The organism is Pseudomonas sp. FG29, assembly GCF_057809355.1.
The window spans coordinates 1-21896 of the sequence record NZ_JBMDJU010000016.1 but is presented as its reverse complement, the minus strand read 5'-3'; the positions used below and the strand labels follow the sequence as shown (position 1 = coordinate 21896).

Annotated in this window: 23 protein-coding genes and 1 pseudogene; 14 read left to right on the top strand and 10 right to left on the bottom strand. The window is 62.5% G+C overall.

What is annotated here, in order from left to right:
• Positions 1-115: 115 nt before the first annotated feature.
• From ACODS1_RS16415 to trpC, 8 genes and pseudogenes are all read left to right on the top strand, one after another.
• Positions 116-943, top strand: coding sequence for an ABC transporter permease (locus ACODS1_RS16415; RefSeq protein ID WP_489086501.1), 828 nt, complete (start codon positions 116-118; stop codon positions 941-943).
• 152 nt (positions 944-1095) lie between these two features.
• Complete coding sequence (gene rpe, locus ACODS1_RS16410; protein WP_013717380.1) at positions 1096-1770, top strand: ribulose-phosphate 3-epimerase; 675 nt, start codon at positions 1096-1098, stop codon at positions 1768-1770.
• Entirely contained in the window at positions 1767-2447 is a 681-nt protein-coding gene (locus ACODS1_RS16405) for a phosphoglycolate phosphatase (protein ID WP_489086500.1), read from the top strand. Before rpe ends, ACODS1_RS16405 begins: the two co-directional genes overlap by 4 nt.
• Positions 2448-2590: 143 nt before the next feature.
• Positions 2591-2693 (top strand): annotated as a pseudogene (locus tag ACODS1_RS16400) (phosphoglycolate phosphatase); the annotation flags it as partial.
• Between the two features lie 66 nt (positions 2694-2759).
• Complete coding sequence (trpE, locus tag ACODS1_RS16395; RefSeq protein ID WP_489086499.1) at positions 2760-4250, top strand: anthranilate synthase component I; 1491 nt, start codon at positions 2760-2762, stop codon at positions 4248-4250.
• Between the two features lie 13 nt (positions 4251-4263).
• Complete coding sequence (locus tag ACODS1_RS16390) at positions 4264-4860, top strand: aminodeoxychorismate/anthranilate synthase component II (RefSeq protein WP_489086498.1); 597 nt, start codon at positions 4264-4266, stop codon at positions 4858-4860.
• Complete coding sequence (gene trpD / locus ACODS1_RS16385; protein ID WP_013717376.1) at positions 4857-5903, top strand: anthranilate phosphoribosyltransferase; 1047 nt, start codon at positions 4857-4859, stop codon at positions 5901-5903. Before ACODS1_RS16390 ends, trpD begins: the two co-directional genes overlap by 4 nt.
• On the top strand, positions 5900-6739 hold the full coding sequence (trpC, locus tag ACODS1_RS16380) for an indole-3-glycerol phosphate synthase TrpC (RefSeq protein WP_322978712.1): 840 nt from the start codon (positions 5900-5902) through the stop codon (positions 6737-6739). The genes trpD and trpC overlap by 4 nt, the downstream gene beginning before the upstream one ends.
• 48 nt (positions 6740-6787) lie before the next feature.
• On the opposite strand, the gene crp is transcribed toward trpC, so the two are convergent.
• Entirely contained in the window at positions 6788-7432 is a 645-nt protein-coding gene (gene crp / locus ACODS1_RS16375) for a cAMP-activated global transcriptional regulator CRP (RefSeq protein WP_143499530.1), read from the bottom strand.
• A 235-nt stretch (positions 7433-7667) separates the two neighbouring features.
• Between crp and ACODS1_RS16370 the strand changes: the two genes are divergently transcribed.
• Positions 7668-8090, top strand: coding sequence for an OsmC family protein (locus ACODS1_RS16370; protein WP_322978711.1), 423 nt, complete (start codon positions 7668-7670; stop codon positions 8088-8090).
• 191 nt (positions 8091-8281) lie between these two features.
• Here ACODS1_RS16370 and coq7 read toward each other — a convergent pair whose 3' ends face one another.
• Positions 8282-8929: a 2-polyprenyl-3-methyl-6-methoxy-1,4-benzoquinone monooxygenase gene (coq7, locus tag ACODS1_RS16365; RefSeq protein WP_489086497.1), complete on the bottom strand. Its 648-nt coding sequence runs from the start codon at positions 8927-8929 to the stop codon at positions 8282-8284.
• Between the two features lie 60 nt (positions 8930-8989).
• Positions 8990-9802, bottom strand: a complete 813-nt coding sequence (locus tag ACODS1_RS16360) for a formylglycine-generating enzyme family protein (RefSeq protein ID WP_489086496.1) — start codon at positions 9800-9802, stop codon at positions 8990-8992.
• Positions 9803-9937: 135 nt separating this feature from the next.
• On the opposite strand from ACODS1_RS16360, the gene ACODS1_RS16355 reads away from it, so the two are divergent.
• Positions 9938-11419, top strand: coding sequence for an AAA family ATPase (locus tag ACODS1_RS16355; RefSeq protein WP_489086495.1), 1482 nt, complete (start codon positions 9938-9940; stop codon positions 11417-11419).
• Positions 11420-11429: 10 nt separating this feature from the next.
• Here the strand turns inward: ACODS1_RS16355 and ACODS1_RS16350 are convergent, their stop codons facing one another.
• The 5 genes from ACODS1_RS16350 to hemJ form a co-directional block, all read right to left on the bottom strand.
• Positions 11430-12218 carry an SDR family NAD(P)-dependent oxidoreductase gene (locus ACODS1_RS16350; RefSeq protein ID WP_489086494.1) on the bottom strand — a complete coding sequence of 263 codons (789 nt, stop codon included), beginning with the start codon at positions 12216-12218 and terminating at the stop codon, positions 11430-11432.
• Between the two features lie 9 nt (positions 12219-12227).
• Complete coding sequence (locus ACODS1_RS16345) at positions 12228-13214, bottom strand: DUF805 domain-containing protein (protein WP_489086493.1); 987 nt, start codon at positions 13212-13214, stop codon at positions 12228-12230.
• Between the two features lie 125 nt (positions 13215-13339).
• A complete protein-coding gene (locus ACODS1_RS16340; protein ID WP_489086492.1) occupies positions 13340-14605 on the bottom strand; it encodes an alanine racemase in 1266 nt (421 codons plus the stop codon).
• The gene (locus ACODS1_RS16335) at positions 14602-15564 is read right to left on the bottom strand and encodes an NAD(P)H-dependent flavin oxidoreductase (RefSeq protein WP_489086491.1); all 963 of its coding nucleotides are present in this window, start codon (positions 15562-15564) and stop codon (positions 14602-14604) included. The genes ACODS1_RS16340 and ACODS1_RS16335 overlap by 4 nt, the downstream gene beginning before the upstream one ends.
• Before the next feature lie 10 nt (positions 15565-15574).
• The gene (gene hemJ / locus ACODS1_RS16330; protein ID WP_322978999.1) at positions 15575-16000 is read right to left on the bottom strand and encodes a protoporphyrinogen oxidase HemJ; all 426 of its coding nucleotides are present in this window, start codon (positions 15998-16000) and stop codon (positions 15575-15577) included.
• Positions 16001-16254: 254 nt separating this feature from the next.
• Between hemJ and ACODS1_RS16325 the strand changes: the two genes are divergently transcribed.
• From ACODS1_RS16325 to erpA, 3 genes are all read left to right on the top strand, one after another.
• On the top strand, positions 16255-16977 hold the full coding sequence (locus tag ACODS1_RS16325; protein WP_489086490.1) for a DUF6776 family protein: 723 nt from the start codon (positions 16255-16257) through the stop codon (positions 16975-16977).
• A gap of 9 nt (positions 16978-16986) precedes the next feature.
• Complete coding sequence (locus ACODS1_RS16320) at positions 16987-17400, top strand: bactofilin family protein (protein ID WP_322978702.1); 414 nt, start codon at positions 16987-16989, stop codon at positions 17398-17400.
• 72 nt (positions 17401-17472) lie between these two features.
• Positions 17473-17823, top strand: a complete 351-nt coding sequence (gene erpA, locus ACODS1_RS16315) for an iron-sulfur cluster insertion protein ErpA (protein WP_322978701.1) — start codon at positions 17473-17475, stop codon at positions 17821-17823.
• 63 nt (positions 17824-17886) lie between these two features.
• Here the strand turns inward: erpA and ACODS1_RS16310 are convergent, their stop codons facing one another.
• Positions 17887-18984: an anhydro-N-acetylmuramic acid kinase gene (locus tag ACODS1_RS16310; protein ID WP_489086489.1), complete on the bottom strand. Its 1098-nt coding sequence runs from the start codon at positions 18982-18984 to the stop codon at positions 17887-17889.
• Between the two features lie 3 nt (positions 18985-18987).
• Positions 18988-20418 carry a peptidoglycan DD-metalloendopeptidase family protein gene (locus tag ACODS1_RS16305; protein WP_489086488.1) on the bottom strand — a complete coding sequence of 477 codons (1431 nt, stop codon included), beginning with the start codon at positions 20416-20418 and terminating at the stop codon, positions 18988-18990.
• A gap of 209 nt (positions 20419-20627) precedes the next feature.
• Between ACODS1_RS16305 and tyrS the strand changes: the two genes are divergently transcribed.
• Positions 20628-21827, top strand: coding sequence for a tyrosine--tRNA ligase (gene tyrS, locus ACODS1_RS16300; protein WP_489086566.1), 1200 nt, complete (start codon positions 20628-20630; stop codon positions 21825-21827).
• Positions 21828-21896 lie beyond the last annotated feature (69 nt).

Genomic DNA, 21896 nt, shown 5'->3' with positions numbered 1-21896 from the left:
CACCGCTGCTCGGTAACCGAACTCGGGAGAATGGCGCAGGAAGAGCGCCTTTTCCCCCAGCCCCTCTCCCATCAATGTGAGAGGGGAGCTTAAAACGCTCACTGGAGTAAAACCCATGCTCAGCCCCTACATGTCACCCGTCGAGCGCCTCTGGTACTACGGCCTGCGCCTTATCTGCGCCCTGGTGCTGCTGTTTCTGATCCTGCCGGTGCTGGTGATCGTGCCGCTGTCGTTCAACTCCGGCACCTTCCTGGTCTACCCGCTGCAGGGCTTCTCGCTGCGCTGGTACGAAGACTTCTTCATGTCCGCCGACTGGATGCGCTCGCTGAAGAACAGCCTGATCATCGCCCCGGCGGCAACGCTGCTGGCCATGGGCTTCGGCACCCTGGCGGCCATCGGTCTGACCCGTGGCGAATTCCGCGGCAAGGCGCTGGTGATGAGCCTGCTGATTTCGCCGATGATCGTCCCAGTGGTGATCATCGGTGTCGCCAGCTACCTGTTCTTCGCCCCGCTGGGCATGGGCAACAGCTACCTGTCGCTGATCCTGGTGCACGCTGTGCTGGGTGTGCCCTTCGTCATCATCACCGTGTCGGCCACGCTGCAGGGCTTCAACCACAACCTGGTGCGCGCCGCTGCCAGCCTCGGCGCCTCTCCGATCACAACCTTCCGCCGCGTGACCCTGCCGCTGATCGCGCCGGGGGTGATCTCCGGCGCGCTGTTCGCCTTCGCCACCTCCTTCGATGAAGTGGTGGTGACCCTGTTCCTCGCCGGTCCCGAGCAGGCCACCCTGCCACGGCAGATGTTCAGCGGCATCCGCGAGAACCTGTCGCCGACCATCGCCGCCGCCGCCACCCTGCTGATCGGCTTCTCCATCCTGCTGCTGCTGACCCTGGAGTGGCTGCGTGGGCGTAGCGAGAAACTGCGCACTTCGACGCCGGAATAGACAGCCGCACCTGCACGATCAAGGCCTCGCCGGGCAACCGGCGGGGCCTTTTGCTGTGAGGCGAATTGGCGCGGGCGGTTCGGTGGCACTGCCAGATAACCGCTGAGCCGTTACAATGCGCGCCACCGTGACCCAGCACTCAGAGGTGCGCCATGCAACCCTTCGCCATCGCCCCGTCGATCCTTTCCGCCGACTTCGCCCGCCTGGGTGAGGAAGTGGACAACGTACTCGCCGCCGGGGCGGACATCGTCCATTTCGATGTCATGGACAACCACTACGTGCCCAACCTGACCATCGGCCCGATGGTCTGCTCGGCGCTGCGCAAGTACGGCATCACCGCGCCCATCGACGCGCACCTGATGGTCAAGCCGGTGGATCGCATCATCGGCGACTTCATCGAGGCTGGCGCCAGCTACATCACCTTCCACCCGGAGGCGTCCGAGCACATCGATCGTTCCCTGCAACTGATCAAGGCCGGCGGCGCCAAGGCCGGCCTGGTGTTCAACCCGGCCACCCCGCTGGACGTGCTCAAGTACGTGATGGACAAGGTCGACATGATCCTCCTGATGAGCGTCAACCCCGGCTTCGGCGGGCAGAAGTTCATCCCCGGCACCCTCGACAAGCTGCGTGAAGCGCGCGCGCTGATCGACGCCAGCGGCCGCGAGATTCGCCTGGAGATCGACGGCGGCGTCAACGTACAGAACATCCGCGAGATCGCCGAAGCGGGTGCCGACACCTTCGTCGCCGGCTCGGCGATCTTCAACCAGCCGGACTACAAGGCGGTGATCGACGCTATGCGTGCCGAACTGGCCCAGGTGCGTGGATGAAACCGCTGCGCGAGCTGTGCGGCGGTGAGCTGCCGCGCCTGGTGATGTTCGACCTGGACGGCACGCTGATCGACTCGGTGCCTGACCTGGCCGCAGCGGTCGACCGCATGCTGGTCGAGCTGGGCCGTCCGCCGGCGGGTGTAGAACAGGTTCGCGAGTGGGTCGGCAACGGCGCCCGCGTGCTGGTGCGCCGTGCCCTGGCCGGTGGCCTGGATCACACGGCAGTGGGTGAGGGCGAGACGGAGCAGGCGCTGGCGCGCTTTCTCGATATCTACGCCGACTGCCATGAGCTGACCGTGCTCTACCCAGGCGTGCATGAGCTTCTCGAAGCGCTCAGCACTGCAGCCGTGGAGCTGGCCGTGGTGACCAACAAGCCGGAGCGTTTCGTTGCGCCGTTGCTGGAGCAGGTTGGCCTCGGTGGGTACTTTCGCTGGATTATCGGCGGCGACACCCTGCCGCAGCAGAAGCCGGATCCGGCAGCGTTGCTCCAGGTGATGCGCTTGGCTGATGTCACTGCGGCGCAATCGCTGTTCGTCGGCGATTCACGCAATGACGTGCTGGCCGCCTACGCAGCCGGCGTGCCTTGCGTCGCGGTGAGCTATGGCTATAACCATGGCCGCCCGATTGCCGAAGAAAACCCGAACCTGGTGGTCGATAGCCTCGCCGAGTTGCTCTGACGAATCTTCAGCTGTGCCGTTCGCTTTTTGTAGGGGCGGATTTATCCACGAAACTGGCGATTGAGATCGCGGATAAACCCGCTCCCACCAAGCTATCGCTTTGCCCCGCTTGCAGCGCTTGGCGTGTAGCTGCTACCTTGGCCGCTCTCCTTATCCCCCGCCTGTCGAGATCGCACCGTGGTGGTTAGCTGCAAACTCTGGATGAAAGTGATCAAGGCTCTGGCCCGTTGGCGCTGGCGCGCCTGATTTCGTCCTGCCGCTGCGCGCGGCCCGTTTGCACCCGACCGTTTTCCCCGAGCCATGAGGCTGATCATGACCCATGAAGAATTCCTGCGTTTAGCCGCCGAAGGCTACAACCGCATTCCCCTGGCCTGCGAAACCCTGGTGGATTTCGACACGCCGCTGTCCATCTACCTGAAACTGGCCGACGCGCCCAACTCCTACCTCCTGGAATCCGTGCAGGGCGGCGAGAAGTGGGGCCGTTACTCGATCATCGGCCTGCCGGCGCGCACCGTGCTGCGCGTGCATGGCCATGACGTTGTGGTTAGCACCGACGGCGTTGAGGTCGAGCGCCATCAGTGCGCCGACCCGCTGGAGTTCGTCGAGCAATTCAAGGCGCGCTACAAGGTGCCGACTATCGCCGGTCTGCCACGCTTCAACGGCGGCCTGGTGGGTTATTTCGGCTACGACAGCGTGCGTTACGTCGAGCCCAAGCTGGCTGCCGGCGTTAATCCCGATGCGCTGGGTACGCCGGACATCCTGCTGATGGTTTCCGATGCGGTGGTGGTGTTCGACAACCTGGCCGGCAAGATGCACGGCATCGTCCTCGCCGATCCGGCTCAGCCGGACGCCTTCGAGCAAGGCCAGGCCCGCCTGCGCGAAATCCTGCGCAAGCTGCGCCAGCCGATCACCCCGCGCCTGGGTGTGGATCTGTCCGCGCCGCTGGGCGAGGAGCCGGCGTTCCGCTCCAGCTACAGCCAGGGCGACTACGAGGCGGCAGTCAGTTCGATCAAGGATTACATCCTGGCCGGCGACTGCATGCAGGTGGTGATTTCCCAGCGCATGTCGATTCCGTTCAAGGCCGCGCCCATCGACCTGTACCGCGCACTGCGCTGCATCAACCCGACGCCGTACATGTACTTCTTCAACTTCGGCGACTTCCATGTGGTCGGCTCCTCGCCCGAGGTGCTGGTGCGCGTCGAGGACGGCCTGGTCACCGTGCGTCCCATCGCTGGTACGCGCCCACGTGGCGCCAGCGAGGAGGCAGACAAGGCGTTGGAAGAAGATCTGCTGTCCGACGCCAAGGAAGTCGCCGAACACCTGATGCTCATCGACCTGGGCCGCAACGACACCGGACGCGTGTCGCAGATCGGTTCGGTCAAGCTCACCGAGAAGATGGTCATCGAGCGCTATTCCAACGTTATGCACATCGTTTCCAACGTCACCGGCCAGCTCAAGCCCGAGCTGTCGGCCATGGACGCGCTGCGCGCCATTCTGCCAGCCGGCACCCTGTCCGGCGCGCCGAAGATCCGCGCCATGGAAATCATCGACGAGCTGGAGCCGGTCAAGCGCGGCGTCTATGGCGGTGCGGTAGGCTACTACGCCTGGAACGGCAACATGGACACCGCCATTGCCATTCGTACCGCGGTGATCAAGGACGGTGAGCTGCATGTGCAGGCTGGCGCCGGCATCGTCGCCGACTCGGTGCCCGCGCTGGAGTGGGAAGAAACCCTGAACAAGCGCCGCGCCATGTTCCGCGCCGTCGCGCTCGCCGAACAGACTGCCGCCCAGGCCCAGGAATAAGAGGAGCCGTACCATGCTTTTGATGATCGACAACTACGACTCCTTCACCTACAACGTCGTGCAGTACCTGGGTGAGCTGGGCGCCGATGTGCACGTGATTCGCAATGACGAACTGAGCATCGCCGAGATCGAAGCGCTCAAGCCTGAGCGCATCGTCGTCTCGCCCGGCCCGTGCACGCCGACCGAAGCGGGCGTGTCCATTGAGGCCATCCTGCATTTCGCCGGCAAGCTGCCGATCCTCGGCGTCTGTCTCGGCCACCAGAGCATCGGCCAGGCCTATGGCGGTGACGTGGTACGCGCGCGCCAGGTGATGCACGGCAAGACCAGCCCGGTGTTCCACGAGGACAAGGGCGTGTTCGCCGGTCTGAACAACCCGCTCACCGTGACCCGCTATCATTCCCTGGTGGTCAAGCGCGAAACCCTGCCGGATTGCCTGGAGATCACCGCCTGGACGCAGTATGAAGACGGCTCGGTCGACGAGATCATGGGCCTGCGTCACAAGACCCTGAACGTCGAGGGCGTGCAGTTCCATCCCGAGTCCATCCTCACCGAGCAGGGCCACGAACTGTTCGCCAACTTCCTCAAGCAGACCGGAGGCGTGCGCGCATGAATATCAAGGAAGCCCTCAACCGCATCGTCGCCCAGCTCGATCTGACCACCGAGGAAATGCAGGCGGTCATGCGCGAGATCATGACCGGCCAGTGCACCGACGCGCAGATCGGTGCCTTCCTCATGGGCATGCGCATGAAGAGCGAGACCATCGACGAGATCGTCGGTGCCGCCAGCGTCATGCGCGAGCTGGCTGCGCCGGTGGTGATCGATGCCGAGCGTCTGGTCGATACCTGCGGCACCGGCGGCGACGGCATGAATATCTTCAACGTCTCCACCGCGGCGGCCTTCGTCGTCGCGGCGGCGGGCGGCAAGGTGGCCAAGCACGGCAACCGCGCGGTGTCCGGTAAGAGCGGCAGCGCCGATCTTCTGGAAGCTGCGGGCGTCTACCTGGGGCTCAAGCCCGAGCAGGTGGCGCGCTGCGTCGAAAGCGTCGGCGTCGGTTTCATGTTCGCCCCGTCTCATCACGGCGCGATGAAGCATGCCATCGGCCCGCGCCGCGAGCTGGGCCTGCGCACCATCTTCAATATGCTTGGCCCGATGACCAATCCGGCGGGCGCCAAGCATCAGGTGATCGGCGTGTTCAGCCAGGCGCTGTGCCGTCCCATGGCCGAAGTGCTGCAGCGTCTGGGTAGCGAGCACGTGTTGGTGGTGCATGCGCAGGACGGTCTGGACGAAATCAGCCTGGCCGCGCCGACCTTCGTCGCCGAGCTCAAGGACGGCAAGGTCAGCGAGTACCGTATCCAGCCCGAGGATTTCGGCATCAAGAGCCAGAGCCTGATCGGTCTGACCGTCGACAACGCCGAGCAGTCGCTGGAGCTGATCCGCGACGCGCTGGGCCGACGCAAGACCGACAATGGCCAGAAGGCTGCCGACATGATCGTGCTCAATGCCGGTGCTGCACTCTATGCTGCCGACCATGCCAGCAGCCTGCGCGAAGGCATCCAGCTGGCGCATGACGCCCTGCATACCGGCCTGGCGCGTGAGAAGCTGGAAGAACTGGTGTCCTTTACCGCGGTATTCAAACAGGAGAACGAAGGGTGAGCGTACCAACCGTACTGGAGAAGATCGTCGCCCGTAAGTTCGAAGAAGTGGCGGCCCGTCGTGCCCAGGTCAGCCTGGCCGAACTCGAAGCCGCCGCGCGCAGCGCCGACGCCCCGCGTGGCTTTGCCCGTGCACTGCTGGAACAGGCGGCGCGCAAGCAGCCGGCGGTAATCGCCGAGATCAAGAAGGCATCGCCAAGCAAGGGCGTGATTCGCGAGAACTTCGTACCGGCCGAGATTGCCCGTAGCTACGAGGCCGGTGGTGCCACCTGCCTGTCGGTGCTGACCGATATCGACTTCTTCCAGGGTGCCGATCAATACCTGCAACAGGCGCGTGCCGCCTGCGCACTGCCGGTGATCCGCAAGGACTTCATGGTCGATCCGTACCAGATCGTCGAAGCTCGTGCGATCGGCGCCGACTGCGTGCTGCTGATCGTCTCCTGCCTGGATGACGTGCGCATGGCCGAACTGGCCTCGGTGGCCAAGGACGTGGGCCTCGACGTGCTGGTCGAGGTGCATGATGGCGACGAACTGGAGCGTGCGCTGACCACCCTGGACACGCCGTTGGTGGGCATCAACAACCGCAACCTGCACACCTTCGATGTCAGCCTGGAAGCCACGCTCGACCTGCTGCCGCGCATTCCGCGTGACCGCCTGGTGGTGACCGAGAGCGGCATCCTCAACCGCGCCGATGTTGAGCTGATGGAAATCAACGAGGTGTATGCCTTCCTGGTCGGCGAGGCCTTCATGCGTGCGGAAAGCCCCGGCAGCGAATTGCAGCGCCTGTTCTTTCCCGAACGCGGTCGACCTGCCGTGATTGGCACCGACCCCGAATAGCGCGCGTGAAAAAGCCGGCAATCAAGCCGGCTTTTTATTGAGCGGGTTTCAGCGGGTGCCGAAGACCACCATGGTCTTGCCTTTGACGTGTACCAGGCCCTGTTCTTCCAGGGACTTGAGCACGCGCCCGACCATCTCGCGCGAGCAGCCGACGATGCGGCCGATTTCCTGGCGGGTGATCTTGATCTGCATGCCATCCGGATGGGTCATGGCGTCCGGCTGCTTGCACAGGTCGAGCAGGGTACGCGCGACGCGGCCAGTCACATCGAGGAAAGCCAGGTCGCCGACCTTGCGCGTGGTGTTGCGCAGGCGCTCGGCCATCTGGCTGCCCAGGGCGAAGAGGATGTCCGGATCCTGCTGGGTCAGCTCGCGGAACTTGGCGTAGCTGATTTCCGCGACCTCGCACTCGGTCTTGGCGCGAACCCAGGCACTGCGCTCTTTCTCAGTACCTTCCTTTTCGAACAGGCCCATCTCGCCGAAGAAGTCGCCGGCATTGAGATAGGCGATGATCATTTCCCGGCCGTCGTCATCTTCGATGAGGATGGTGACCGAACCTTTGACGATGAAGAAGAGTGTTTCGCAGCGATCGCCCGCGTAAATGATGGTGCTTTTGGAGGTATAGCGGCGGCGATGACAGTGCGCGAGAAGCTTATCGATGTTCTTGATTTTAGGTGTAAGGGTAATAGCTACCATGCCCGAGTCCCGAATATGAAAATGTAGGCCTTTGTCCAACAGGCAATTTCTTATTAGTTATCCGGCCAAGTGTGCCAGCATTCCGGCGCCAGCTTAACAGACGCAAGAAAGCACGGGCGTTTTTTGTGACCTGGCTAACACAGCCTAGTTGAACTTTGACGTACCGGTCATGCAACGGCACAGTCTTGGCCTGTGCTAATCTGCGTGCCTTTGCAAAGCTACGGAGCCTGGATAGATGAAAGCGCGCGTGCAGTGGGCCGGCGAAGCCCTGTTCCTCGGTGAGTCCGGCAGCGGCCATGCCGTTGTAATGGACGGTCCGCCCGAGGCCGGCGGCCGTAACCTGGGTGTTCGACCGATGGAGATGGTGCTGATCGGTCTCGGTGGCTGCAGCAACTTCGACGTGGTCAGCATTCTGCGCAAGGGTCGTCAGCCGGTGGAAAGCTGCGAAGTGTTCCTCGACGCCGAGCGTGCGACCGAAGAACCCAAGGTATTCACCAAGATTCACCTGCACTTTGTGGTCAAGGGGCGCGGGCTGAAGGAAGCCCAGGTCAAACGTGCCGTTGAACTGTCAGCGGAAAAATACTGCTCGGCTTCGATCATGCTGGGACGCGGTGGCGTGGACATCAGCCACGACTACGAGATCGTCGAGCTGGGCTGAGCCTGGTTTACGCATTTGACAAGGGCGCCATTCAGACTGTGTGAAAACTACTGCGCTCGGCCATGCTGCGTTAAAAAACGGCTCAAAATGCTCATTTACAGCTCGTAAACTGCGCTTTCTCGCCGTTTTTTGCCTTGCCTGACCTTCGCTCGCTACGTTTTCACAGGGTCTGATTCGGCGCCCTTGCCGTTTCAGACGCGGTAGGTGCTCTTGGTCATGACCTTCGACAGCAGGCTCATGCCGAATTTGATCGGCGCCGGGAAGCGTACGCCGCCAGCCGCCAGCGCACTGTTGGCATGCTGCTGCTCGTCGATGCGCATCTGCTCGAGGATGGCGCGTGATTTGGCGTCGTGCTCCGGCAGTTGCTCCAGGTGTTCATCCAGATGTTTGCACACCTGGTCTTCGGTGGCCGCGACGAAGCCCAGGCTGACGCGATCACTGACCAGGCCGGCGACGGCGCCGACACCGAAGGACAGACCGTAGAACAGCGGGTTGAGCACGCTCGGCTGGCTTCCCAGCTCGCGAATGCGTTGTTCGCACCAGGCCAGGTGGTCGATTTCCTCATCGGCCGCATGTTCCATGGCGCTGCGCACTTCCGGCAGCTTGGCGGTCAGCGCCTGGCCCTGATAGAGCGCCTGGGCGCAGACTTCGCCGGTGTGGTTGATGCGCATCAGACCGGCTACATGACGGGACTCATCGCTGCTCATCTCGCTTTCGTTCTGCACGATGGCGGGCGAGGGACGGCCCGATGCGCCGCTGAAGGGCAGCAAGGTGCGCAGGGCGGCATCGGCCTGCAGCAGCAGGCGGTCGACGGGGGAATACTGGCGTTCGCTGGCCATGGGGCACCTCCGGGTGGAACGACGCCCTAGTCTACTGCAAAGTTGCGCGAGCGTCCGCGCTCAGGGCAGTTCGCGCAGCACGCGAAAGCCCAGCGCATAGTCACGATGCTGCGGCTGCTTGAGGTCGCGCATGCTGCTGCGCAGGTAGACCGGGCCGCTGTTCCAGGCGCCGCCGCGCACCGCGCGGGGGCTCTCGTCGGGCAGGGCGGCGATTTGCGTTTCGCTACCGTCGAAACGCTGGGTGAAGTTCGAGGCCGTCCACTCCCAGACATTGCCCGCCGTGTCATGCAGGCCGAAACCATTGGCCGGAAACTGACCGACGGCTGCGGTCTTGTTGCGCAGTAGCCGCGAGGTGGCGCAACCGCGGCAATGAGCACGAGGTGCCCGTTCATCGCTATCGAGTTCGTCGCCCCACCAGTAGTAGCTCTGGCTGCCACCGCGTGCGGCGTATTCCCACTCGGCTTCCGTCGGCAAGCGGTAGCGGGCGCCGGTCTGCTGCGAAAGCCAGCGCGTGTAGGCTTGCGCTTCATGCCAGGACACGTGGATCACCGGTCGCTGGGCCGAGAGCCCCCAACCTTCGTTGTCCGGCATCGCTTGCCCGGTGGCTTCGGCGTAGCGGCGCCAGTCGGCGAAGGTGACCTCGTGACGGCCGATGGCGAAAGGGCGTTCGAACGTGATGGAGCGCTGTGGGCGCTCGTTATCATTGCCCTTGCCGCTACCATCGCCCATGAGGAACTGACCTGCCGGCACTCGGACCAGCTCTGGGCCGTGTCCTGCGATGTGCAAGGCGTCGCGAAAGGGCTCGCTGGCGCCAGCCGATAGCGTGGTCAGACCCAGGCTCGCGCCGATCATCATGGCAGTGAAACGGCTCACGTCCGGCACTTGCATGGTGCGAGGCCTGCGGCGACGATCTGTATTCAGCCAACCCATGCAGCGGTTCCCGTCATTGCCAAACGGCGGATGGTAAACCCGGACGAGTGGCGGGCCAACTTTCACAAGGAGCATGTGTTGAAGAACGATATTCACGACCTGGGCTTGGTGCTGGACTCCAAGGTCAAGCTGGTGGTCATCGAGTCTTGGGATGAGCCCCGCGTGCTGGAGACTCTGACGGGCCTGGCGGTCAAGCGTGGGCTAGGCCTGCACACCTGGTCGGTGACCGAAGGCTTGCAACGCCTGGGTTTCGGCGGCGCGGATGTCGGTGAGTCGCCAACGCTGGAGCCGGAAGCGGCGCTGCGTCTGATCAAGGCCGATCCGCAACCGAATCTCTACGTGATGTGCGACCTGCATCCCTTCCTCGACGAAAATCCCCGTTTGGTGCGCCTGCTCAAGGAAATCGCCATGAGCGAGGCCGCGCACAAACCGACTCTGGTACTGGTTTCCCACGCGCTCAAGCTGCCGCCGGAAGTGCAGCGCTATGCGGCCCGCTTCAGCCTTTCCCTGCCGTCCGAAGACGAGTTGCTGAGCATCGTGCGTGACGAGGCTACACGCTGGAGCGAAGGCAATCGCGGCGCGCGAGTGCGTACCGACAACCGCACCCTGCAGCAGGTGGTGAAGAACCTGCGCGGCCTCAGTCATGCCGAGGCGCGAGCGCTGGCGCGCAACGTGATCTGCGATGACGGGGCGATCACCCAGGAAGATATTCCCGAGCTGAACAAGACCAAGTTCCAGTTGCTGGATCTGGAAGGCGTGCTCAGTTTCGAGTACGACACTGCACGTTTCGCCGAGGTCGGCGGGCTGGTCAATCTCAAGCGCTGGCTGGCCGAGCGCCAGGCGGGTTTCCTCGAGGGCAAGCTGATCGATGCGCCCAAGGGCGTCATGCTGGTCGGCGTTCAGGGTGGCGGCAAGAGCCTGGCGGCCAAGGCGGTTGCCGGACTCTGGGGCTTGCCGCTACTGCGCCTGGATTTTGCCTGTCTCTACAACAAGTTCTTCGGCGAGACCGAGCGCAACCTGCGCGAGGCGCTGCGTCTCGCTGAGCAAATGGCACCCTGCGTGCTGTGGATGGACGAGGTAGAGAAAGGCCTGGCCAGTGGTGACCATGACGGCGGTGTGAGCCTGCGCGTGCTCGGCACCCTGCTGACCTGGATGGCCGAGCGCAAGGCGCCGGTGTTCGTCGTGGCGACGGCCAATGCCATCGACCGCCTGCCACCTGAGTTGGTGCGCAAGGGACGGTTCGATGAGTTGTTCTTCGTCGACCTGCCCAGCGCCGAAGTCCGCGTCGACATCTTCCGTATTCATCTGGAGCGCCGCGAGCTGGAAGCGGGCCGCTTCGATCTGATTCAGTTGGCCGAGGCCAGCGAGGGCTTTTCCGGCGCGGAGATCGAGCAGGCCGTGGTCAGCGCCCTGTATGCCGGGCAGGCGCAGCAACAGGCGGTCGACCAGGCGCTGTTGCTGCGTGCCCTGCAAGGCACCTCGCCCTTGTCGGTAGTGATGGCCGAGAACCTGGCGGCCTTGCGCCACTGGGCGCACGGTCGTACGGTCGACGCAGGCTAGAACAGGTGGATTAGCGCCGGCTGAACGGCCGCGTAAAGCGGGCTGTCAGCTTGCGTACCAGCCAGCGCGGAGCCAGGCGCGGCCAGTTGGCTAGCAACCGGTTGCGCCAGTTGGGAATGATCAGCGCGCGGTTCTTCTCCAGCGCGCGTACGCTGAGCAGGGCCACTTCGTCTGCATTCATCATCCAGACGCTGCGCTCCAGATTGGAGACGTCCATCCGTGCGCTGCGGAAGAAGGCGGTACGGGTCGGCCCGGGGCACAGCACCGAAACGCGCACGCCATAGTGGCGCAGTTCTTCGCGCAGTCCCTCGCTGAAGTGCAGCACATAGGCCTTACTGGCGTAGTAGCTGCTCATCCACGGGCCAGGCTGGAAGGCGGCGACCGAGGCGACATTGAGGATCTGCCCGCCGCCTTGCAAGGCCATGCGTTTGCCGAGCGCGTGGCTCAGACGTGTGACGGCGACGATATTCACTTCCAGTTGCTCGAGCTCGCGCATCCAGTCCTGTTCGAGGAAGGGGCCGGCGCTACCCAGCCCGGCGTTATTGATCAGCAGATCGATGCGCCAGTCGCCTTCCTCCAGCTCCAGCAGCAGCCCGGATATCTGCAGGGGTTTGCCGAGATCGCAAAGGCGGAACAGCACCTCGACCCCGAAACGTTGTGACAGCTCGCTGGCGATGCTTTCCAGGGCGTCGCGACGGCGCGCGACCAGAATCAGGTTGCGGCCCCGGCGTGCCAGGGCCTCGGCAAGCGCCAGGCCAAGACCGCTGGAGGCGCCGGTGATCAATGCATAACTGGGCATGGCAGGCGATCAGCGCGCCTCGCTGTCGCTGGAGTACTCGGACTGGGCGGCACGCTCGACGTAGCTCTGGTACTGCGGCAGGGCGATGGCGGCCAGAATACCAATCACCGGCACCAGCAGGATCAGCCAGGCCATGACCTTGACCGAGGTGCTGTTGGGCGGCGGTGGCGGGCCATAGCGGTTGGCGCCCTGTGTACCAGGAATGATCAGCATCAACAGGGAGAACACGCCGCCGACGACGGGGACGAAGTTGAGCAGCCACAACCAGCCGGACCAACCCATGTCGTGCAGGCGCTGGACGCCGATGCAGACGCTGAATGCCGCCATGGCGAGCATGGCAATGGCGATCAGGATCATGCCCAGTGTTTCCGAGGCGACGGTCAGCCCCGCACCGATCCCGAAAATGGGCAATGCGCACAGCATCATGGCCATGCTCCAGCCCAGGTAGCGCACACGTCCGATGCGGCCACTGACGCTGAGCACCTTGAGTTCGCCGAACTCCGGGAGCTTTTCGGCGACATCCGCGCGTGGCGGGGCGTAGGGCGATGCTGCGGGTTGCGCTACGGCAGCCACCGGCGTGGCAGCTTGTTGTGCCTGACGCGCCAGGTATTTCTCGATGATGATGCCGCAGGCTACGCAGCTCTCTGCCTTGGGCTGTTCGTGCCCGCACTTCGGGCAACTCATGGACGCTGCGCTGCCTTCGGCCGGCGCGCTATCGGCATCGGCGTGCTCGTCGGTCGGTACCAGGCTCAGGCTGGCTGCCAGATCCAGTTCCTTGCGCACCCGAGCCCCGGCTTTTTGCAGGGCTTCCAGATACTGATCCGCTTCATGCTCGGCCAGATCCTTTTTCAGGGTCACCGCCGCACCCGTGAACAACGCGTTGATCCGCGCAATATCGCTCTTGAACAGACGCGCGAGGTTTTCCTTGACCGTATCCAGCGCGGCGTCCGGCATCAGTTCGCCGTTGAACACGATCTTGTAGGAGGGTTGATTCATGCGAGCTTCCTTGTCTGCTTGGATTGGGGGCAGAGGCCAGGTGTTTGACGAAAGTGATTCAGCGCAACCAGCGGGTGAAGCGTAGAGCGCCCACAGCCCAGAGCACAAGCGGCCTGCAGCACAATTCACACACTTGGCAGCGTTGACCAGCGTCCAACCAGTTGGCCACCCCGCAGCAGACGGATTTCGCGGAACTCGCCGATCACTCCTTCGCTGACCGAGGGGCGTAGAAAGACCCAGTCGCCGACCCGCAGTCGAGTGGCATGGCTGCTGATCAGGCGCTCCTGATTGCGGCTGCGGCCGTATAGCTCATCGTAAGCCAGGCCTTCTGGCGCGACCGGTTGCGCGGGCCAGTGCCCGCCATAGAGGTAGCAGGCCTGCTGGCGATTCGGGTTCCATGCCTCCAGCAAACCCTGCGCCGATTGCACGAAGGGCAGGGCGCCATCGACGACTTTCAGCACCGGGCTGGCGAGCCAGAGGGCTGGTTGGTGGGCTTGCAGTAAATCACTGTCGAAGTCGCCCGGCTTGAGCAGGGCTGAGCCCACTGCGACCTCGTTCAACGGTGTCTCCAGTTGGCTGTGCAGCGGGTAGGTCAGGCTGCCGGCGCCATTGAGCAGTGGCTGCTCGGGCCAAATTTCGGAGAAGCCTTGTGCGGTGCTCAGTAGTTCGCGATAGCGTGCGGTAGCCTGGGCGAATGCCTCGGTGGTGCTGATCCAGGGCGGCGCATGCGCCACCTGCGCGTCGTAGCCCATCAGCCCTTGCAGATGCAGATTGGGTTTGTCGCGCTGCAGGCGTTGCAGTGCCTGTGACAGGCTCCGGGCATCGGCAAAGCCTCCTCGACGCAGGCCAACATCGAGCTCCAGGGCAATGCGCAGCGGGCGCTGCAGGGCGTCTGCCAGTTCGGCATATTCCTGCAGCCGCGCTGCGCTATCGATCAGCCAGGTCAGTTGTCGATCAGGGGCGAAGGTGCTGTGGCGTGGCAACTGCTGATAGAAACCGAGCGCGGCCTGCACAGGCATCGGCTTGCCCAGCAGCAGATCAGCCTGCGGGAAGCTGCGCGCCAACTGGTTGAGGTGCGGCTGGTGAAACACCATGAAGCGTTGGGTGTCGAGGCGCTTGGCCAGGTATTCCAGCAGCCCTGGCGATGCCAGCGACTTGACCACCAGGCGCAATTGCAGGCGGTTGCCCAGCAGCCTCCTGATCACCTCGGCGTTCTGGTCGAGTCGGTCGAGGTCGAGCACCAGTACCGGAAGGCCATCAGTGTCGGTCTTGAGCTGAGTGTTGAGTGACTCGAAATAGGGGGCGTAAGGCCGACCGAGATCGTTGGGGCGCTGTGCCCAGGCCCCTGCCACTCCCAGTAGGCCGAGGCCCAGCAGATGGCGACGTTTCATCGGCTCCAGCGTTGTCCCAGGCGTGCGCTCTGCTGCAGGGCGGCGCGATACTCCTGATCAAGGCGAGCGATCAGCTCGGCTACGCGCGGTAGGTCATCGATACCGCCAGCGCCCTGGCCGGCCGACCACACGGTTTTCCAGGCCTTGGCTTCGTCGTTGATCGGTTTGAGCTTCTCGCCATAGTCGATCGCCGCCTTGTCCTGCAGGCGCGTGAGGTCGTAACCGGCCTGCTCCAGGCTTTGGCGCATGAAGCTGGCCGGCACGCCGGAGACGGCCGGCGTGTGGATGATGTCGGCGGCATGCGCCTCCAGCAGCATTCGTTTGTAGGCATCGGGCGCGTCGTTGTCCTGGGTGGCGATGAACCGTGTGCCCATATAGGCGAGGTCGGCGCCGAGCAGTTGGGCGGCGAGAATTTCGTGGCCGTGATTGAGGCAGCCAGCCAACAGCAGGGTCTTGTCGAAGAACTGGCGAATCTCGGCGATCAGGGCGAAAGGACTCCAGGTGCCGGCGTGACCGCCAGCGCCGGCGGCCACCGCGATCAGGCCGTCGACACCGGCCTGTGCTGCCTTTTCTGCGTGGCGGCGGGTGGTCACGTCATGGAAAACCAGGCCGCCATAGGCGTGCACAGCGTCGACGACTTCCTTCACGGCGCCCAGGCTGGTGATCACGATGGGCACGCGCTGCTCGACGCAGATGGCGAGATCGGCCTGCAGGCGCGGATTGCTCGGGTGCACGATGAGGTTGACCGCATAGGGGGCGGCACTGTCGTCGAGGCCGGCGGCGATTTCTTCCAGCCAGGCGCGAAAGCCCGCGCTCTCGCGCTGGTTCAGTGCCGGGAAGCTGCCCACTATGCCGCTGTTGCAGCAGGCCATCACCAGCGCCGGGTTGGAGACCAGGAACATCGGTGCCGCCACCAGTGGCAGGCGCAGGCGTTGTTCGAGCAGGGTGGGCAGGGACATGACGCACTCCTCAGAAGGGGCGAACGACGACCAGAATGACGATGCCGAGCAGGGCCAGCACCGGTGCCTCGTTGAACCAGCGATAGAACACGTGGCTGCGGCTGTTCTCACCACGGGCGAAACGCTTGAGTTGTGCACCGCACACGTGATGGTAGGCCACCAGGGCGACGACCAGCGTGAGCTTGGCGTGCATCCAACCCTGGCTGAAGTAGTAGCTCGGGTTGAGGCTGATCAGCCAGATACCCAGGGCCAGTGTCAGGATCATCGAGGGCATCATGATGCCCCGGTAGAGCTTGCGCTCCATGATGCAGAAACGCTCGTGGCTGGCCGCGTCGCTGCTCATGGCGTGATAGACGAACAGCCTTGGCAGGTAGAACAGGCCGGCGAACCAGCAGACCACGGCGATGATGTGAAAGGCTTTGAGCCACAGATACAGCATGAGCGTTCCTCGGTCAGCGAATGGGGCCGATAGTAGAGGCTGTCACGCTGCTGCGTCACCATCGGGTTTGGCGCCTGGCCGATGCAGCTTTATCATCGGCGGCTTTCCACTCGTTTCTGGCGGAGGCATTTGATGATCAGACGCACGATCGGCGATGAACTGCCAGTGAGCAGGGCGCTCATGCTCCGTGAGCTTGGCGTGTCGAATTCACCTGCGAAACGTCCAGATACGTGCATGATGGCGGCCCGCCCATGAGTGCGGGCTGGGAGATCCGTTTCAGCGATCCGCGGCGCGAACGTCTGCGTCGTCGTCTGTTCTGGTCGCTGCTGCTCGCCATCCCACTCATGTTCGCCGCCGGATGGTTCGTCGCTTACCTGTCGTTCGCGTCGGATGCGGCCAGTAACCAGCAATTGCATACGCGCATCGCCGAGCAGGATCAGGAGCTCGAGTTTCTACGTCAGCGTTTGGCGGTCGTCGGCAGTGGCGAGAAGGTCGGTCAGCAGGCGATGGAGCAGAATCGCCGCACCATCAAGCTGCTCGAAGAGCAGATCTTCAAGCTGCAGCAGGACGTGGCGTTCTACAAGGGAGTGCTGGCGCCGGGCAGTCGCCGTGAGGGCTTGCGTATTCGCACGTTCGAACTCCAGGCGACCGATGATCCCCTGCGTTTTCGCTACAAGTTGCTGCTCAGTCGGGTTGGCTCGGCCGAACAGCCCTTGGAGGGTAAGTTGAGTGTCAGCATTCAGGGCAAGCAGGGGGGGAAGGACAGCGTGCTCGCCCTGGCGGCGCTGAGTGAAGAATTCGAGAGCGAGAAGACGCCGTTTTCCTTCAAGCACTTCCAGTCGCTGCCCGAGGCCGGGCGATTTGGCGAACTGCTGTTGCCCGAGGGCTTCCTGCCGAGCCAGATCAAGGTGGAGGCCACGGTGGAGGGGCAAAAAACGGTGAGTCGTACATTCAAATGGTTAAACAAGGAGTGACACCCGCACATGTGGAATAAAGAAAAGCCCAAGCCGGATCTTCAGCGTTTCAGTGGCAAGACCAGCCTTATTGCAGCGGGCGCTGAGCTGATCGGCGATATGCGTTTTCAGGGCGCTGTGCAGGTCGACGGCCGTGTCACGGGCAATCTGCTCGCTTCCGAAGGGTTGGTGCGGATCAGCGTCGGCGGCACGGTTGAAGGCGAGGTGCGGGCTCCCCATATCGTCATCGATGGCGAGGTGATCGGTGATGTATTCGCGTCGACGCATCTCGAATTGGGCGCCCGTGCTCGGGTACGCGGCAATCTTCATTACGCTTTGATGGAAATGGCCATGGGGGCGCAGATCGAAGGGCGCTTGTGCCCAATCAAGGACGGAGAAGGACGTCCCCTGGAGTTGCCGAAGACGTTGGACGTCGAGCAATAGTTGACCGATTTTCTCGGGCAAGCGGATAATGTCCGCCTAACGCAGTATGGCGCATGTCGCCGGGAGTACAGCATGAGCGTCGAAAGCTTCACCCCTGCCCCCTTGCACTTCACTCAGGGCGCAGCCAACAAGGTGAAGACCCTGGTCGATGAAGAAGGTAATCCGCGCTTGAAGTTGCGTGTATTCGTCACGGGCGGCGGTTGCTCCGGCTTCCAGTATGGCTTCACTTTCGATGAGGACGTCGCCGAGGATGACACCATCGTCGAGCGTGAAGGCGTCAGTCTGGTCGTGGACGCCATGAGCTTCCAGTACCTGGTGGGCTCGGAAGTGGATTATCAGGAAGGTCTGGAAGGCTCGCGTTTCGTGATCAAGAATCCGAATGCCACCACGACCTGCGGATGCGGTTCGTCCTTCTCGATCTGACCGCTTTGTTCCGCGAACGCCGCGTCTTGTACGCGGCGTTTTTGTTTCTGCCCGCCTGGTGAGTCAGGCCGGATAGATCGCGCCCAGTATGCGCAGGCCACGCGCTCCCGTGACACTTGGGCGGTTGGCGGCAATACCCTCGAGGGTGCAGTGCGCCAGCCAGGCAAATGCCATGGCTTCGATCCAGTCCGGATCGATGCCGCAACTGCTGGTGGAGGCCACCTCGGTATTGGCCAGCAGGGTGCTCATTCTCGCCATCAGATGCCGATTGTGCGCTCCGCCCCCACAGACCAGCAGTCGGTCTGTCCGTGCTTGAGCGCGTTGCAACGCGTCGCAAATGCTGCGGGCGGTCAGCTCGACCAGCGTGGCCTGTACATCCTGTTCCGCGAGACCAGGGTGGCGCTCAAGGTGGCTCATCAGCCAGTTCAGGTTGAACAGTTCGCGCCCCGTGCTCTTGGGGCCTTGCGTCGCGAAGAAAGGATCGCCGAGCAGGTCATCCAGCAACGCCTGCTGTAACGTGCCGCTCTTCCCCCAGGCACCGTCGCGATCGTAGGACTCGCCGCGGCAGTGCTGGATCCAGGCGTCGAGCAGCACGTTGCCTGGCCCACAATCGAAGCCGTGGACGTCCTTCCCTGGGGAGAGCAGGCTCAGGTTGCTGAAGCCCCCGACGTTCAGAACGGCGATGTGTTGCTGTGCCGAGCCAAATAGCGCCTCATGGAAAGCCGGTACCAGCGGCGCGCCCTGGCCGCCCGCTGCGACGTCACGACGCCGGAAATCGGCGACGACACTGATCCCGGTGCGCTCCGCCAGGAGAGCAGGGTTGCCGATCTGAATGGTGAAACCGCGCGCGGGCTCATGGCGCAAGGTCTGCCCGTGGCTGCCGATGGCGCGAATTTCTTCTGCCACCAACCCCTGTTGCAGGAGCAGGGTGTTGATGCACTCGGCCGCCAGCTCGGCCCATTGCTGTTCAGCGATCGCGGCGCGTGCCAGTTCGTCGTTGCCGGAGCTGCAGAGTTCCAGCAGCACGCTGCGCAACGATTGCGGCATTGAGCGGTAAAGGGTGGCGACGAGGCGGGTGTTGGCGCGGGTCTGTTCTATCAGCGCGATGTCCAGGCCATCCAGGCTGGTGCCGGACATCACGCCGATATAGAGATGAGGCATGGCTTACTGCTTGTTGGCAGCCAGCATGGTGGCGCGCTCTTGATCCATGCGTGCCATCAGCGGTTTGCTCTGTTGCATGAAGCGGGCTTTCTCGTTGGCGGCGATCGGGTCGGCCATCGGCAGCTTCTGGCTCAGAGGATCGACGTGGACACCGTTGACCTGGAACTCGTAGTGCAAGTGAGGCCCGGTGGACAGGCCGGTGGTGCCGATGTAACCGATGATCTGACCTTGCTTGACGTTCACGCCGTTGCGCACGCCTTTGGCGAAGCCTTGCATGTGCGCATAAAGCGTACGGTAGCGCTGGCCATGCTGGAGGATCACGGTATTGCCGTAACCACCGTTGCGACCGGCGAGAACGACCTTGCCATCGCCGGCTGCCTTGATCGGTGTGCCACGAGGTGCTGCATAGTCGACACCCTTGTGGGCGCGAATCTTGTTCAGGATCGGATGCTTGCGCCCTGTGGAAAAGCGCGAGCTGATGCGGGCAAAGTCGACCGGGGTGCGGATGAACGCCTTGCGCATGCTCTCGCCATTGGCGGTGTAGTAGCTGGTATTACCCTGGCGGTCGGTATAACGCACGGCGGTGTAAGTCTTGCCGCGATTGGTGAAGCGTGCCGAGATGATATCGCCGGTACCCACACGCTTGCCGTTGACCACCTTGTTTTCATAGATCAGTTCGAACTCGTCGCCATCACGAATATCCATGGCGAAGTCGATGTCGTAGCCGAAGATGTTGGCCAGTTCCATGGTCAGGCCATGAGAAAGGCCTGCGCGTTTTGCCGAGAGAAACAGCGAGCTATTGATCACCCCGTGGCTGTAAGCCTTGACCACCTCAGGCTTGACCAGGTCGCGCTGGAATTCGTAGCCCTTGTCGCTGCGGCTGAGATGAATGGTTTCCAGATCACTGAGCTTGCTCTGCAAGCTCTTGAGTTTGCCCGCCTCATCGAGTTCGAATTGCAGTGCCTGACCTACCTTGAGGCGGCTGAACTCTTTGGCGTCTTTGCTGCTGTCGAGCGCTTCATGCAGATCGTTGGCACTCAGCCCTACCTTGGCGAATACGGTAGAAAGCGTATCGCCGTTACCGACGATGATGCTTTTATGAGTGGGGTCGTCCGGGGGGAGGTCTGCTGTGGTGGGGGTGTCTTCGTCAGCGTCTTCTAGGGCTGCGCTGTTTTCTGCGTCGTCAGAACCTTCATCGATCTGAGCGAATGGAGAGGCAGCTTGATCCGCTGCCTGTCCCGCTCGAAGGTCATCCTTTTCCTCCAGCACCATCTCGGCATCGTTGCCGAGATCCAGGTCGATGAATGTCTTCTGCGCTTCGACTTCGCGCGAAGGAAATACCAGCAGGGCCAGGCTCAACAGCGCGGCAACGCCGCTCGCTGCCAGAATATGGGACTTTGGATAGAGTGGCGGCGCTTTAGATGTAGAGGTCATAGGGCTGCTTTTGAAGTGAAAAAATGAAGATTAAAAGAAGAGCATGATGAATATGCACTAACTGTATAAAATATAACCAAAACCGCCCAGAGGCAACCCTGCAGACGATGATCGACGCCGGGGCTGCCTCACGCTGAGCAAAACTTGTGATTTGTCGGCGTTCTTGTATGGTTGGTTCCCTTTTGAATACGGTCATTGCGAGTCATTTTATGAAGTCGGTTGAAGAGCAGCTGGCGCTGATCAAGCGCGGTGCGGAAGAGGTTCTGGTTGAGGCTGAGCTGATCGAAAAGCTAAAGCGTGGTCAGCCGCTGCGGATCAAGGCGGGTTTCGACCCGACTGCGCCGGATCTTCATCTCGGCCACACCGTCCTTATTAATAAGCTGCGCCAGTTTCAGGAGCTTGGCCATCAGGTGGTCTTCCTTATTGGTGACTTCACCGGGATGATCGGCGACCCCAGCGGCAAGAGCGCCACTCGTCCGCCGCTGACGCGCGAGCAGGTACTGGATAACGCCGAGACCTACAAGCAGCAGGTCTTCAAGATTCTAGATCCGGCCAAGACCGAGGTCGCGTTCAACTCCACCTGGATGGATCAGCTCAAGCCGGCTGACTTCATTCGCCTGGCTTCGCAGTACACCGTGGCGCGTATGCTCGAACGCGATGACTTCGATAAGCGCTACACCGGCAATCAGCCCATTGCCATTCATGAGTTTCTCTACCCGCTGGTACAGGGTTATGACTCCGTGGCGCTCAAGGCTGACGTCGAGCTGGGCGGTACCGATCAGAAGTTCAACCTGCTGATGGGGCGTGAGCTGCAGCGCGCCTATGGTCAGGAATCGCAGTGCATCGTCACCATGCCGTTGTTGGAAGGTCTCGATGGCGTGAAGAAAATGTCGAAGTCGCTGGGTAACTACGTCGGCATCCAGGAAGCGCCGGGCGTGATGTACAGCAAACTGGTTTCCATGCCTGACGCCTTGATGTGGCGTTACTTCGAGCTGCTCAGCTTCCGCGGTATGGAGGAGATCGCGCAGTTCAAGCGTGATGTCGAGCAGGGGGCAAACCCGCGTGACATCAAGATCAAGCTGGCTGAAGAGCTCGTTGCGCGTTTCCATGGTGAGGAGGCGGCTGCCAATGCGCACCGTTCTGCCGGCAATCGTATGAAAGACGGCGAGCTGCCCGAGGATCTGCCCGAGGTGGAGCTGACCTCTGCTGAAGATATGCCGATCTCCTCCGTCCTTAATAAGGCAGGCTTGGTTAAGAACGCAGCCGTAGCTCGTGATCTTCTCGGCTCGGGTGGTGTGCGTGTTGATGGTGAAGTGGTTGATCGTGCCTTCCTGTTCAAGATTGGGGCGACCCATGTCTGCCAGGCCGGCAAAAAAGCCTTTGCGCGCATTACGCTCAAGGCTGAGTAATAAAACTGCAATTAAAGCTTGACGCGCAATCTGCTGGATGTAGAATGCGCGCCACTTCAGCGATGAAGC